Here is a 13,664-nt window from a genome sequence, read left to right on the forward strand (position 1 = left end):
ACGCAAGCCATGGCGTTAAACCAACGGCTTCAACCACGTCAAACACAGCGCATCGCGCTAACGCCTGCCCTGCGACATGGGCTGCAAATCCTTCAGACGCCTATCATTGAACTGCACGCCGAAATCGCGCGGCTGGCGGCGGAAAACCCGCTGATTCTGGTGGAAGACGCCCAGCCCGTCAGCTTTCGCGGGGGTATGGAGGGCGCAGAAGATTTCGTTGCTGAGCAAGAAACCCTTGCACAAAACCTGCGGCACCAACTGTCTCTGATGCAGCTGGAACGCCCCACCATGCTGTTGGCGCAGTTCCTGACGGGCGACCTGACCGACGACGGCTATCTGGATAGCACCGCCGAAGAGTTATCACAGAACCTTGGCCTTCCGCTTGATCATGTGGCCGCCTCCATTCGTGCCTTGCAGGCCTGTGAACCCGTCGGGGTTGGGGCGCGCAACCTTGCGGAATGTCTGCAGCTACAACTGATCGACAAGGGCGTTTCGGGTGATGTTGCGCGGCTGGCGTGTCAGCATCTTGATATTTTGGTCGAAGGAAATTGGAAGAAGGCTGAAAAGCTGATCGGGCTGCCCCAGGCGGAACTTGAAAAGCTTACCGATTTGATCCGCACCCTGAACCCGCGCCCAGCCCGCCAAGTCGCAGAACCGACGCGCCACATCATGCCCGAGGTGCTGGTCGAAGAAGATGGTCAGGGTGGGTTTCGTGTGGATATCAACCAATCTGTCATGCCGGCCGTTCGCCTTGATGCTGAACTTTTGGCGCGACTCGACGCAAAAGATGAGCTTCTGCGCGCCCATCGCGCCCCAGCCGAGGCATTGGTGAACGGCCTAGCCTTTCGCGCGCAGACCCTACGCCAAGTAGCCACAGCGCTTGTCGCACGTCAGCAAAAGTTCTTTACCTTCGGCCCCGACCACATGGAGCCCCTGACCCGCGCCGCCCTAGCCGAGGCGTTGAACCTTCACCCATCAACTGTCGGTCGCGCCCTTACAGATAAGGCGCTTACGTTTAATGGCGTGGTCTATCCACTGTCCGATTTCCTGACATCCAGCGTGGGAAATGCCGACGGAAAACGCGTTTCTGCCTATGTCGTTCAGCGCAAAATTCGACGCCTGATAGAGCAGGAAGACGCCGATTCGACCCTTTCGGACGATGAAATTACGACCATTCTTAAACGCGAAGGCGTTGACATCGCCCGTCGAACTGTCGCCAAATACAGGGGATGTATGAATGTTCCATCATCGTTCGAACGCAGCCGACGCAAGGTCGCGCGGCGGACGCGCCCGGAGGCTCCGGGAGGCGAACCCCCAGATCAGCCTTGATACGGACACGTCCGCGTGACCCGCGTTTTTCTGCGTCATTAACAGGAGGCATTGTATGCGCTACCAAATCAGCGGAAAACAAATCGACATCGGCGAAGCCCTGCAAACCCATGTAAAACAAGAGCTTGGCGAAGCCGTCGACAAATATGCAGAACGCCCAACTGACGCCCAAGTCATCTTTTCACGCAATGCGCACGAGTATGTCTGTGAAGCTACCGTACACTTATCAACCGGCCTGACGGCCCAAGCGAAAGCCCACGCAACAGAAATCTATTCTGCGTTCGATGGTTGCCGCGATAAAATGGAAAAACAGTTGCGCCGCTATAAGCGGAGATTGAAGGACCATCACCGTGAACGCTCGCAGCCGGTTGAATTAACCGGCGGTTCCTCGTATATCCTCGCCAGTGCTGAAGACAACGAAGAGTCGGAACCCGAGACGCTCCAGCCCATGATCATTGCCGAGATGGAAACAAGTATTCCGTCGCTTTCGGTTGGTGAAGCGGTGATGCAAATGGAACTGGCCGGGGTCCCTCTTTTGGTTTTCCGCAATGAAAAGACTGGGGGGGTCAATGTCGTGCATAGCCGTGAAGACGGCAATGTGGGGTGGATTGATCCTTAAAGGGCAGTAAACGGAGCGCCTGTAACAGGGCGGCAAAGCACTGGATAAATGGAACTCTCGAGCATTTTAAGGCCCGAGGCGGTCAAAGTATTTGGCACGCTTTCAAGTAAAAAACGTCTCTTCCAAGATTTGGGAGAGATGGCTGCTTCTGTGTATTCTCTTAACGGCTCTGATGTCGTTGACGCACTTCAGGAACGCGAAAGTCTGGGCCCGACGGGCGTTGGACACGGCGTTGCCTTGCCTCACGCCCGCCTTGAAGGGCTGGATCACGTCGCTGGCGCATTCCTGCGGCTGGAAAAACCGTTGGATTTTGATGCGGTGGATCGCCAGCCTGTGGATTTGGTATTTGCGTTGTTTGCACCAAAAGATTCAGGCGTCGATCACCTTAAAGCATTGGCTTTGGTATCGCGCACACTGCGTGACGCAACGATTTGCGCCAAGCTTCGCGCAAACCTAGACCCCGCTGCACTTCACGCGGTTCTAACCGAAGGCCCTGCCTCGCAAGCCGCCTAAGCGCGCCACGCCCGGTAGCCGAATGTCATATAGTCGCGCTGGTAAACATCCCGCGCGGCGGCTTCTACTTCTTCATCGTAGATTTCAGACAGCGCCACAGGCAGCTGTGGCGGAGCATCGACGTCCGGCACATTACAGCCAACCATACCCGCGATCAGGGCAAGGTCTTCGGCCAAGCGTTCTTCACGCATCACCATATCCGGCAGCGCGAATTCGCCCATACCCTGCAACAGATTGCTTTGCGATGCCCAGGATGGATCAACGCGCACACTGGTCTGCCCGCCCAAGTTCCCTTTCAGGAAGTTAAGAAACGCCAAGAACGCGGTGCGGTGCTGTACGGCACCATAGTTTTCGTCGGGCCCGTTCTTGGGCACCGGCAGCTTGTAATTATCCACAAGAACGGCACGAAGCTCGGGGTTACTGCCCTCTCCGGTGCTCAAAATACGTTCGCAAAACGCGGTGTGCGCGCGCTGAACCGGGTGTGTGACCACGGTGAAGCTGCGATGCCCGGGGTTGCGGCGCTTCCACTGGCGCAGGGTCTTTTGGGTGAACTTGCGCCGCAAATCGTTTGGCGTGCCCCCATCAATCGCAGACAGCCATCCCTCAACCTGTGTTACGGGGCCGCCATGTAGCGGAAGATAGATCAGCGGCGCGTTGGCGGCGGCAACATATCCGGGAACCAGCGGGCCGCGGCGGGGTTCAAAACTGGGCGTTCGCGAAAGATCAAACCGGTCCAATCCGGCGAGGGCGGCCTGCATATCAGCGTAATTCGAAACCTTTTCTGACAGCGGAGCAGGGTTTTGTTTTTTTACACCACCCGCCAGCGCCTTTACCGTCTCTGTTACACCTAAAAACCGGGCTAAGCCGTTCAACACGTCCACATCGCGCAGGTCGTCGTATGCGATGTAAAACGCGGTCTGCCCGCTGGTTTGCAGGCTGCGCTGAAGCCGAAGCTGCGCGCCCTGAATGCCCGCCAGATAGCGTTCAAAATCGTCCGCATCGAACGTAACCGTGGCCGAGCGTTGATGCTTCATATCGCCCAGTTTCCACTGCCCGGTTTCCCGCGCAATCATTAGCGACACATAGCTATCAACCGGATTCCGGGTCAGAATGATTTTCGCACAGCGCGGATCATTCAACACATGATCCATGATGCGAGGGTCATGGTCGTGAAAGAACCGAAAACCAGGCAGCGCATGTGTTTCAGCCTTGATGGCCGTGATCAGCTTTAGTGGGTCCGCCTCGCGCAGGGCCATATCAACGCCGAACAGCTCTCGTCTGCTTTTTTGCCCGATGAAATGGGGGTTAAAAACCTCGCCATAGCACCGAAGCCCTTCGAACGCGTTGATATTGGATTCTAGAAAGTTGGAGCCTGTGCGCATCTCGGCCAGAACAACGAAATAGTCGAATTTACCGGACATGACAGGTTACTTCACCAGATAGGGACGCTGTGGTTTGGCAGCCGATGCCTGCAAATCATCACCCACCGGGAAGTCGCCCATAAGATAAGGGTGCATCCCCTGATTTTTCAGGTTCTGGAGGAACTGGCCAAAGCCATCCAAATTCACCAATTGCGGTGCCTCGGCCAACCGGTGCTGGCCACGCGGGGCGATGTCATCGACAATCTCTTGCAGCGGTTCCATCGGGTTTTGGATGAAGTCAGCCATCGTCCAAACCCGAACCTGAGCCTTCGCGTGGGTCGAACGCAGTATCTGCAAATGCTTTGCTTCAATCTTTTGCAATGCTGCTGCCTCGCGCCGGATATAGGCGAAGTTGTCGGATGATTTGAACAACGGCACAGCCCAAGCGCCCGTAATGACCGAGATTTGTGCGTTGGTGTCCATCGCCATGAACTTGCTTATCTGCTGCGCGTCGCCGGGCCCGAATTGAAAACACTGCCGTTCGCCGCGGGTGTTCCAGATCAGACTGGTTAGAAAGGCCTTGGGTTCATAGTCGCGCAAGGCAGCGCTGTTTGACAGGCCACCGTTATAGATCGTTTCGCCACCGGCAAACTGCACGGAATCAGGGTGGAACAGATGCCCGTGAACACGCCCACCCACGGCCTTAAACAGCCAGGTTTCGAAGTTTTCGAACAAGTCGCTGAAACCTTCGAACACTGAATAGCGCGCGCAGGTTTTTCCGTTTTCCCACTCTTCCTTCGGAAAACGACTGTGCATGTATAGGCCGGGCCGGCCTTTTTTGCGCCGCTCGACCGCTTTGGTGAAAATCCGGTCGATTTGACCTGGGTTCGGTTCGGTGTTTTTGGTGACCGCTGGATCGTTGGACAAAAAGCTTGAGTAAAGCTTATCCGCCTGTGGCCAGATTTTGCGCGCCACAAAACAATCAGACCGACGCAGCAATTGCAGATGGTCATCATAGAAAATGTGCGGCTTTCCCTGAAAATCGAACTTCGAAAGGGTAAGCGAGCGGCTTTCGATGCTTTGGCTATGCAGGCGCACCAGCGTCTGGAAATAGCTTTCATCGGGAATCCAGACGCGCCGGAAAAACCGATCATAGGTTGGCCTGTCTGGATCTTGCAAAACGGCCGTTAGCGTCTGTCTGGTCAGACACCACCATTGCGACCCAAGATGCGGCACTAACTTGGCGGGAACGCGCCGTTTAAACCCGATTTTGCGTTGGAAACGCACGTATCGATCAAACAGATACCGGTGCTTTTTCCACGAAAAAGGAAAGCGCAGGGTAAAGCGTTCACTGTCCAGCCCGCCGATTGTCCAAGGCACATCATCCGTGGTGGCGGATTCAATGAAATCGGTTCGCGGGCGGCTGGCCAAATAGGCCTTCAGTTCTTGCACGGGGCGCAGGGGCAGGCACGAGCCTGATGCAAAATAGATATGGTGCGTGTGTGGAAACGCCTCTAGCGCCATTTCCGAGGCGGCGATCGTTGCTTTCACGACAGACCACGTTCCCCACTCCACATCGGTACGCGCGCAGAACTTAACATTATCAAGATCTGACAAGCCGTCGACGAACGCAGCATGATCCGCATCGGACACTTTTGCATCGACATGGATGACAACAGGGCACCCGCTGTTCGCCCAGTGGCGTGCCACCGAAGACGCCCGATCAAGCGCGGCATGAACCAGCATGATGAAGCCGACACTCATGCCCAGTTCCCCTTCGACATCAGGCCCAGAATTTCAAGCTGGCGCCAGTTGATGTATTGCTCTGACCACTTGCTCCACAGCCCGGTGTCTTCTTTCAGGCCAGCGTAATAGGCTTTGTATTCCTTACCGTCGGCAAAATGCTGTTTTCGCAGAAGCTCTTCTTGCGACTTAGAGGCCAGCGTATTGATAAACTTAGCATGCAACAGGCAGCCCGATGCCTTTTCCCCACCCCATTCGTCATACGCAAGGTTTAGCCCACGCGGTAACAACATATGGGTAGAACTGACATAGGCATAGCTGCGGTGCCATTTCACCAGCGGTATCTTATTCAGTGCCGGTGAACTGGCAGGGTTGTCGGAAAAGTATTCCCGCGCCCGTGGTCCGCCTTGAATCCACAGGTTCCCCAAGAAGTTATTCTTCTTCATCGTGTAGTTGCCGCTATCGAACCATTCGGCAATCTCAAACGGGTTCTGGCCCGCTTTATAGGGGACCAAGTCCAAAGGCCCACGCGGATACATATCAAGCAGCATCGCCGAAAAGCTGCGCCTGCCTGAATTGTCCAGCCAGTCGGTCAAGGCCCGGATCGGGCGCGAGTCGCAGAAGGGGTAGACGAAAAATTCGTCCACATCGACGACCAGCGACCAATGATCATGCCCATATTTACGTTGCAGCCAGTTCAGCCAATCGGCGCCGTAACGGGATTTCTTATAGCTTTTGTCGCAGGACCAGAGAGAGACATCCGGCTGACCCTCCAACAGGGCGCGGCCGCCATCTTCGCTGCCGTTGTCAACGATCAGAAAATGATCAACGCCGAGGTTGCGATAGTATTTCAGGAAATACGGCAGGCGCACTTCTTCGTTACGGATTGTCGCGAAAAGAAGGATGTCACCTTTGGCGATGCTGGCGGTGCGATTGGCAACGGGCGTCATCTCCCGCCGTTTACGGAAGGCACGGAACAGCAACTGCTTTCTTTTCATTCGTAAGCGATATGAATTCCACGCGCCCAACTGTTACTCTTCTCACTCCCTAAGCGACTAGATCCAGCCATGGATCATTAGTAGCGGTTATGTAGCTGCTTTTCATAGGTTTTCGACCCCAACACAGCCGATTTCTTCACAAGCAGGCAGTTCTGCCACCAAAGATCATCCCGGACCGTTCTAAAGCCACCCGCCTTTCGACATCAGACCCATCGCTTCCAACTGTCGCCAATTCCTATAGCGGGTCGATTTTTCGGTCCACAAAACCGGGTCCGCCGCGATGCTATCGTAGTATTCGTCGTAAAGACTGCTAACGGCAAAATGTTCTTTGCGCAGTTTTTCCTCACGTGACTTTTCAATGACCGTGTGCAGGAACTTTGTATGAAGCAATATGCCCGATGTCTTTTCCCCGCCGGTGTCGTCGTAAACGTGGTTCAGATCAGGCGGCAAAATGCTGTGGGTTGAGCTGACATAGGCAAACCTGCGGTTCCACTTCACCAAGGGCGTTTTGCTAAGCGTCGGGGCACGACGCGGGTTATTTGCAAAGAAACTGCGCGCACGAACGCCGCCTTGCACCCACAGGTTTTGCAGCTCTGGCTGTCGATGGATGATGTAGTTGCCGCTATCGAACCAGCCCAAAATGTCGATCGGGTCTTCGCCAGCGACATAGGTTTGATCGTCCAAGCGGCCCTCTGGGTACATATCCAACATCATCGCGCCAAAAGACCGTTCGCCGGTGGAATCAAGCCACGCGGTCAGTGCCGCCAAGGGCCGACTTTCATAATAGGGATAAACCAGTAATTCGTCGGCATCCAAGGTCAGGCACCAATGCCCATGACCATATTTGACCTGAAGCCAGGTAAGCCAATCCACGCCAAACCGCGCAGCCTTATAGCTGTGCCCGGTGGACCAAAGCGAAACATCGGGTTGCTGGCGCAGATATTCCGCCGTCCCGTCATCGCTTTGATTATCGACAAACAGAAAGTGCCCGACGCCCAGCTTTCTGTAATGGTCCAAAAAATGCGGAAGCCGGATAAGTTCGTTGCGCACGGTCGCGAACGCCAGAATATCACTGGGCAGAATGTCAGCCGTGCGGTTTTCCACCTCGGTCAGCTGACGACGTTTGCGAAATGCCCGAAACAGATACCGCCGGCGCTTTAGGCGCAGGCGGTACGCTGTCCATAACTTGGAAGGCATCCTCATTGGCGAACACGTCCTCTGCCCGCTAATGGGCTCAGCCCTTATAGCTACCGTTTTGGTGCCAACGCCATGCATCCTTGATCATCGCGTCCATGGTGGAGCGTTTCGGCTTCCAGCCAAGCTCTGCTTCTGCGCGGGTAGACCCAGAAACCAGCTGCACCGCATCGCCGCCGCGCCGTGGCCCAATCTCATACGGAACTTCGCGATTTGTCACGGTTCGCGATTGATCAATCACTTCGCGCACGGAAAAGCCTTTGCCGGTGCCAAGGTTGAACACGCGGCTGCCTTTGCCGTCTTCCAGCCACTTCACACCCAACACATGCGCGTCGACCAGATCCATCACGTGAACATAGTCACGGATGCAGGTGCCGTCGGGCGTGGGATAATCCGTGCCAAAGACGGTCAGCGCGGGGCGCTTACCCTCAATCGCATCAAGCATCAGCGGGATAAGGTGCGTTTCGGGCTGATGGAATTCACCAACCTCGGCTTCGGGATCAGCGCCCGCCACGTTGAAATAGCGGAAGATCACAGACTTCAGGCCATGGCTGGCCTCAAAGTCTGTCAGGATATCTTCGATCGCGCGTTTTGAAGCGCCATAGGCGTTCAACGGCATCTGCTGGCTGTTTTCATCCAACACAACACCGTCTTGGTCGCCGTAAGTGGCACAGGTGGACGAAAACACAAAGTTCAGGCAGCCAGCCGCAACCGCAGCTTCGATTAGCGTCAGCGAACCACACACGTTGTTGCGCCAGTATTTTCCAGGCTCGCGCATCGCTTCGCCAACTTGGCTGAAGGCCGCGAAATGCATTACGGCGACGGGTTCGTAACGGGCGAACACATCATCCAACCGCGCGCGGTCATTCAGATCGCCCTGCTCTAGCGGGCCAAACTTAACCGCGTCCGCCCAGCCGGTGGAAAGATTGTCGAAAGTAACCGGTGTGTACCCAGCTGCGCGCAAAACCTTACAAGCGTGCGAGCCGATATAGCCCGCACCGCCAGTGACCAAAACATGTGGCACTACGCCGTCCTTTTATTGTGCTGCATTCTTAAGTGCGGCCATTTCTTCCAGATATTGCGAGAATTCATCGCGCAATTCATCGCGGGCAAGGCCAAACGCAACCGTTGCCTGCAGGAAGCCCGCCTTGGAACCACAGTCGAACCGCTGACCACGGAAGCGGAAGCCGTAAACGCCTTCTTCTGTACCGATCTGGGCCGCAATCGCGTCGGTCAACTGAATCTCGCCGCCCGCACCTTGTTTCATCTTGTTGATGTTCTGCATCACACTTGGCGTCAGGATATAACGCCCGATTACGGCAAGGTTGGATGGGGCTTCGTCTGCGTTTGGCTTTTCAACCATGCCGCCAACGGAAACCATCTGGCCCATATCCTCTTTCACATCAAGAATACCGTAAGCGCCGGCTTTTTCCTGTGGCACTTCCATGGCCGCAACCATGTTGCCACCGGTTTCCTGATATGCTTCGACCATCTGCTGAAGGCAGGGTGTTTCAGCCGCGATAACGTCATCGGGCAGGATCACCGCGAAGGGTTCGTTCGAAATCAGACGACGGGCACACCACACAGCGTGGCCAAGGCCCAGCGCTTTTTGCTGACGGATATAGGCGATCGCGCCGCTATCCATATTTGTGGCTTTCAGCGTGTCCAACAGATCGGTTTTGCCCTTCTTGCGAAGCTCTGCCTCAAGCAAGGGGGCGCTGTCGAAGTAATCTTCCAGCGCGCTTTTCCCGCGTGCCGTAACGAAGATGAATTCTTTAATACCGGCTGCACGTGCTTCATCGATTGCATATTGAATCAATGGCCGGTCAACCAGTGTCATGATTTCTTTGGGGACAGATTTAGTGGCTGGGAGGAACCGCGTTCCCATGCCCGCGACGGGGAAGATTGCCTTCGTAACTTTTCTTTTCATACTGTCACCCTAATTCACAACCGCGTTCGCGGAAATCGATTGAAGCATGCCCGCAACGCGCGAACTTTTCTCTCGCATTTTTCTTGCTCAATTTACTTAGCACCTGTGCAAAATATAACCCATTTTGGGAGAACTTATGGCGGAATTGCGAGAATTGCCGCCGATTTAGGTTTTCATAACACCGAATTCATCGGCAAGTTCCTGCTAAATGCCTGATATGGGGGCAAAACTACAAGAATAAAGAAACCCATGATTCGACGCCGCACGTTTTGGCAAACACAGATGACGGTGGCGCGTAGCCTCTTCCCCCCAAAGAGAATCAAGAGGAAAGGTTTCGCCCCCGCGCCAGCCGCTATTCAACAGCCATTTCTGCCAACATTGCTTCGATTCTGGGCACATCTTCCGGGTTGTTCAACTCCCAGAACTGGCGCCCGCGACCTTCGACTTCGACACAAAGAACGGGGCGTTCGCGTTCAAGAAAACGCAACTGCTCCAACCCTTCAAGCTGCTCCAACGGGCCAGCATCCCAACGCGGATAGGCCGCCAAAGCTGAAGGGCGATAGGCATAGACACCAACATGGTGGAACACCGGCGTTTCATCCTCGTCGGCGAACACCTTCCCCGTATAGGGAATGACTTCTTTCGAGAAATAGAGCGCCTTGCGGTCTTGTCCGAAAACAGCGGTGGTTCCACCGACGCGCCCTTCGCGACGGTCGCCCAACAGCGCGTTCAACGCACGCCCATCACAGCGCAAAACCGGCGTGGCAACTTCGGCCACCGGGTCGGCGCGAAGCCCCCCGACCAATTCTTCAACGAACCACGACGGCGTCAGCGGCGCATCGCCCTGCAAGTTGACGACAATATCAAAACCGCCGCCCAGCGCGTCATACGCCTCGGCGCAGCGTTCGGTGCCGTTGGCGCATTTTTCCGAGGTCATCACAACCTCGGCCCCGAAGGATTCAGCCGCCGTGCGAATCCGATCATCATCCGTCGCCACCACCACGCGCGGAGCGTCAGAGACGGCCATCGCCGCCTCCCACGAACGTTGGATCAGGCTCTTTTCCTGCCCGTTTACACCTTTCAGGTTCACAAGCGGCTTGCCCGGATACCGGGTGGACGCAAAGCGGGCGGGAATGACGATCAGTACGGACATCAAGCTTCTTTCAGCTCTACGCCCGGTGCGGTCACGATGAAAAACGGGTTTTCATAGATCGGTTTGCCGTATGTCAGAGGCGAGTGGTCGTCGAACCGAAGAACCTGACCACCAGCACCCAGAACAACAGCGTGACCGGCAGCGGTATCCCATTCCATCGTCCGGCCAAGACGCGGGTAAAGGTCAGCCTCGCCCGTTGCGACAAGGCAGAACTTCAGCGACGAACCGGCGCTGGTCATGTCTTTAACAGCGTATTTGCCGATGTAATCATCCGTCGCCTGATCGCGGTGCGACTTAGAGGCGACGACGATCAAGCTGTCATTGTTAGGGGTCGAAACCTTGATCGGCTTAACCGCGCCAACAGCATCCAGCGCCAAATCGCCAGTTTCTTCGACCGATGTGCCATCAGCCTGCGTGTAAAACAGCCGGTCCTTAGCGGGGGCGTAAACCACTCCGCGTACAGGAACACCTTTTTCGACGTAGGCGATGTTCACCGTAAATTCGCCGCGGCGCTTTACGAATTCCTTCGTGCCATCCAGCGGATCGACGATCAGGAAATTTTCGGCGCTTTCAGCGTGGCTGTCGGCCTGTTCTTCGGTCACGATCAGAACGTCGGGGAACGCTTCTTTCAGCGCGGCGCTGATCATCGCGTCAGCGGCTTCGTCTGCTTCGGTTACCGGGCTTTCATCAGACTTGGATTTCACTTCGAAATCGTCGGACTGATAAATTTCCATAATCTTCGCGCCAGCTTCCAAGGCAGCACGGCGGCTAACCGTTTCCAGTTTCTGAAAGTCCAAATCCCTGACTCCGTTAAGGCCGCGGCGACAATGCGGTAAAACCGCCGGGCGTTGTAAGAATTCCGCAATTACCTTATGATCTGCTGCCACAAGAACGGCAAGCAGGCCTTGGCCCATTGCCGACAAACCGGGAATCCTTGCCGATGTTCGAGGCACGCAAGTCACAATCAAACTGGGCCAGTGGGTTCAGCCTCGCGTCGGTGATCTATCACGCGACGGTAAGAGACGTGCGTAAATCTCATCGAAACCCGCTGATCGGCTTGCTGACCAATATCTTTCAGACCCTACTGTTCGTCGCGTTCTTTTATTTGATGTTCTCTATCCTTGGGATGAAGGGCGCGGCCATTCGCGGCGATTTCCTGCTCTACATTATGTCGGGCGTGTTTCTTTATTTGACGCACAACAAAGCCATGAGCGCCGTTTTGGGGTCCGAAGGCCCGACATCGGCCATGATGCAACACGCGCCGATGAATACCGTTGTCGCCATCACATCATCTGCGCTGAGTTCGCTTTACATCCAAGTCCTGTCCGTCAGCGTGGTTCTGTTTGTCTATCACGCAGCCGTCACGCCCATCGTCATCATTAATCCGATGGGTGCGCTTGGAATGCTGTTGTTGGCGTGGTTTTCCGGGTGCGCGGTTGGCATCGTTTTGCTGGCGATCAAGCCGTGGTTTCCCGGCTTTGTCGGCATCGTCTCTAACATCTATTCGCGGGCGAACATGATCGCGTCGGGAAAGATGTTTGTGGCCAACACTCTGCCCAGCAGCATGCTTGCCCTGTTCGATTGGAACCCGCTGTTTCACACGATTGATCAGAACCGGGGGTTCATCTTCATGAACTATAACCCGCATTTTTCATCGGTCAGCTACCCACTTTACCTGTCGATCGTGTTGCTGATGCTTGGGATGATGGGCGAATATTTCACCCGCCACCGCGCCTCTCTTAGCTGGAGCGCGGGGCGCTGATTTCCGCCTAAACGGAACCAACTTCGGTCATCTGCGTTGTCTTTCCACAGACAAGGTGCGTCCATCTCTTTTCTAAGGTGTGCAAAAAGGGATGGGCCACCGACCTGCATGAACGGAGAATTTGTTATGAAGAAACTGATCCTCGCGCTTGGTATGGCCAGCATGGTCGCCGCCTGCGAAACACCTGGCCAAACCGCAGCCCTTGGGGCCGCGACAGGGGCTGCAATCGGCGCTGCGACTGCCGGCAAAGACGAAACCAGAGGCGCGGTTATTGGCGCTGCTGCTGGTCTTGCCGCCGGGGCAGTGATCAGTGCGGCGCAGGAACCCGGGACCTGCCTTTACAGATATCCCGATGGCACAGAATACGTCGCCGAATGCCCATCATAAGATTGTCAGCAAAGCCCGGTCATCGCGCTGGGCTTTGCTAATCCACCACACGCAACGTCAGATTGATCCGCCCGCCCTTAGGAAGCAACGAAGAAGAGCCCGCGCGAATTTTGTCGACCCCGTGATAGGTCAACCGCGCGTCACCCCCCATCACCATGACATCCCCGGATTGCAGCCAAAGGCTTTCCGTTGATCCGCCGCGCGTGGCATTGCCAATGCGAAACAGCCCCTCATCCCCAAGAGAGATCGACACGACCGGCCAGCCAAAGTCTGCCTCGTCCTTGTCTTGGTGCATCCCCATGCGCGCATCAGCGTCATAGAAATTCACCAAACAACAGTCCGGCAATCGGTCAATTCCGGTCACCGTCTGCCAAAGCTGCAATACGGCATTAGGGATCGGAGGCCATGGCACGCCAGACGGGTGGCGCGGTTCGTACCGATACCCGGAACGGTCCGAATACCACCCATATTTCCCCGCCGAAGTCATACGAACCCGCATCGGTTTTCCATAGGGCGTCATCGGCGAAAACAGCGGCGCGGCGCGAATGACGTTACGAAGTTCTTCGACCAACGCGTTTTGTTCGTCTGCATCCAAAAGCGTTTTAAACAGCTCGAATCCGCGCAATGTCAGCGTTGGCTGCGGTCTTTTGGCCGAAACACCCGAATTAAGCCCAT

The 13,664-nt window shown here is 55.6% G+C and carries 14 protein-coding genes; 5 read left to right on the forward strand and 9 right to left on the reverse strand.

The features are described from left to right. Positions 1-9 precede the first annotated feature (9 nt). Genes rpoN through COL8621_RS16095 form a run of 3 tightly spaced genes read left to right on the forward strand, consistent with a single transcriptional unit; the run spans position 10 to position 2,461 of the window. A complete protein-coding gene (gene rpoN, locus COL8621_RS16085) occupies positions 10-1,329 on the forward strand; it encodes an RNA polymerase factor sigma-54 (RefSeq protein ID WP_093968288.1) in 1,320 nt (439 codons plus the stop codon). A 55-nt stretch (positions 1,330-1,384) separates the two neighbouring features. Further along, complete coding sequence (gene hpf / locus COL8621_RS16090) at positions 1,385-1,948, forward strand: ribosome hibernation-promoting factor, HPF/YfiA family (RefSeq protein ID WP_093968289.1); 564 nt, start codon at positions 1,385-1,387, stop codon at positions 1,946-1,948. A gap of 48 nt (positions 1,949-1,996) precedes the next feature. Continuing rightward, entirely contained in the window at positions 1,997-2,461 is a 465-nt protein-coding gene (locus tag COL8621_RS16095; protein ID WP_093968290.1) for a PTS sugar transporter subunit IIA, read from the forward strand. Here the strand turns inward: COL8621_RS16095 and COL8621_RS16100 are convergent. From COL8621_RS16100 to cysQ, 8 genes are all read right to left on the reverse strand, one after another. Then, positions 2,458-3,882, reverse strand: a complete 1,425-nt coding sequence (locus tag COL8621_RS16100) for a sulfotransferase family 2 domain-containing protein (protein WP_093968291.1) — start codon at positions 3,880-3,882, stop codon at positions 2,458-2,460. The two genes, COL8621_RS16095 and COL8621_RS16100, sit on opposite strands and share 4 nt — an antisense overlap. A gap of 6 nt (positions 3,883-3,888) precedes the next feature. Beyond that, the gene (locus tag COL8621_RS16105; protein ID WP_093968292.1) at positions 3,889-5,586 is read right to left on the reverse strand and encodes a DUF5927 domain-containing protein; all 1,698 of its coding nucleotides are present in this window, start codon (positions 5,584-5,586) and stop codon (positions 3,889-3,891) included. Beyond that, entirely contained in the window at positions 5,583-6,563 is a 981-nt protein-coding gene (locus tag COL8621_RS16110) for a glycosyltransferase family 2 protein (protein WP_093968293.1), read from the reverse strand. Before COL8621_RS16110 ends, COL8621_RS16105 begins: the two co-directional genes overlap by 4 nt. A gap of 180 nt (positions 6,564-6,743) precedes the next feature. Then, positions 6,744-7,766, reverse strand: coding sequence for a glycosyltransferase family 2 protein (locus COL8621_RS16115; RefSeq protein WP_093968294.1), 1,023 nt, complete (start codon positions 7,764-7,766; stop codon positions 6,744-6,746). A 31-nt stretch (positions 7,767-7,797) separates the two neighbouring features. Further along, a complete protein-coding gene (gene galE / locus COL8621_RS16120) occupies positions 7,798-8,781 on the reverse strand; it encodes a UDP-glucose 4-epimerase GalE (protein WP_093968295.1) in 984 nt (327 codons plus the stop codon). Positions 8,782-8,793: 12 nt separating this feature from the next. Then, complete coding sequence (gene galU, locus COL8621_RS16125) at positions 8,794-9,687, reverse strand: UTP--glucose-1-phosphate uridylyltransferase GalU (protein WP_093968296.1); 894 nt, start codon at positions 9,685-9,687, stop codon at positions 8,794-8,796. 352 nt (positions 9,688-10,039) lie between these two features. After that, positions 10,040-10,840, reverse strand: coding sequence for a 3-deoxy-manno-octulosonate cytidylyltransferase (locus COL8621_RS16130; protein ID WP_093968297.1), 801 nt, complete (start codon positions 10,838-10,840; stop codon positions 10,040-10,042). Continuing rightward, complete coding sequence (cysQ, locus tag COL8621_RS16135; RefSeq protein WP_093968646.1) at positions 10,840-11,637, reverse strand: 3'(2'),5'-bisphosphate nucleotidase CysQ; 798 nt, start codon at positions 11,635-11,637, stop codon at positions 10,840-10,842. Before cysQ ends, COL8621_RS16130 begins: the two co-directional genes overlap by 1 nt. Before the next feature lie 143 nt (positions 11,638-11,780). Here cysQ and COL8621_RS16140 point away from each other — a divergent pair, with 143 nt between their 5' ends. Continuing rightward, on the forward strand, positions 11,781-12,602 hold the full coding sequence (locus COL8621_RS16140; protein ID WP_093968298.1) for an ABC transporter permease: 822 nt from the start codon (positions 11,781-11,783) through the stop codon (positions 12,600-12,602). Between the two features lie 126 nt (positions 12,603-12,728). Beyond that, on the forward strand, positions 12,729-12,989 hold the full coding sequence (locus tag COL8621_RS16145) for a YMGG-like glycine zipper-containing protein (protein ID WP_093968299.1): 261 nt from the start codon (positions 12,729-12,731) through the stop codon (positions 12,987-12,989). Positions 12,990-13,026: 37 nt separating this feature from the next. On the opposite strand, the gene COL8621_RS16150 is transcribed toward COL8621_RS16145, so the two are convergent. Next, the gene (locus COL8621_RS16150) at positions 13,027-13,620 is read right to left on the reverse strand and encodes an alpha-ketoglutarate-dependent dioxygenase AlkB family protein (RefSeq protein ID WP_370804696.1); all 594 of its coding nucleotides are present in this window, start codon (positions 13,618-13,620) and stop codon (positions 13,027-13,029) included. Between the last annotated feature and the right edge of the window lie 44 nt (positions 13,621-13,664).

This window comes from Actibacterium lipolyticum, assembly GCF_900184935.1.
Classification (GTDB): domain Bacteria; phylum Pseudomonadota; class Alphaproteobacteria; order Rhodobacterales; family Rhodobacteraceae; genus Actibacterium_A; species Actibacterium_A lipolyticum.

Excerpts from the sequence above, each read along its gene's own strand:
- COL8621_RS16130 (WP_093968297.1), bottom strand. The coding sequence starts at position 10,840 with ATGTCCGTACTGATCGTCATTCCCGCCCGCTTTGCGTCCACCCGGTAT.
- rpoN (WP_093968288.1), top strand. The coding sequence starts at position 10 with ATGGCGTTAAACCAACGGCTTCAACCACGTCAAACACAGCGCATCGCG.
- galU (WP_093968296.1), bottom strand. The coding sequence starts at position 9,687 with ATGAAAAGAAAAGTTACGAAGGCAATCTTCCCCGTCGCGGGCATGGGA.
- COL8621_RS16100 (WP_093968291.1), bottom strand. The coding sequence starts at position 3,882 with ATGTCCGGTAAATTCGACTATTTCGTTGTTCTGGCCGAGATGCGCACA.
- hpf (WP_093968289.1), top strand. The coding sequence starts at position 1,385 with ATGCGCTACCAAATCAGCGGAAAACAAATCGACATCGGCGAAGCCCTG.
- COL8621_RS16115 (WP_093968294.1), bottom strand. The coding sequence starts at position 7,766 with ATGAGGATGCCTTCCAAGTTATGGACAGCGTACCGCCTGCGCCTAAAG.
- COL8621_RS16095 (WP_093968290.1), top strand. The coding sequence starts at position 1,997 with ATGGAACTCTCGAGCATTTTAAGGCCCGAGGCGGTCAAAGTATTTGGC.
- COL8621_RS16110 (WP_093968293.1), bottom strand. The coding sequence starts at position 6,563 with ATGAAAAGAAAGCAGTTGCTGTTCCGTGCCTTCCGTAAACGGCGGGAG.
- COL8621_RS16140 (WP_093968298.1), top strand. The coding sequence starts at position 11,781 with ATGTTCGAGGCACGCAAGTCACAATCAAACTGGGCCAGTGGGTTCAGC.
- COL8621_RS16105 (WP_093968292.1), bottom strand. The coding sequence starts at position 5,586 with ATGAGTGTCGGCTTCATCATGCTGGTTCATGCCGCGCTTGATCGGGCG.
- COL8621_RS16145 (WP_093968299.1), top strand. The coding sequence starts at position 12,729 with ATGAAGAAACTGATCCTCGCGCTTGGTATGGCCAGCATGGTCGCCGCC.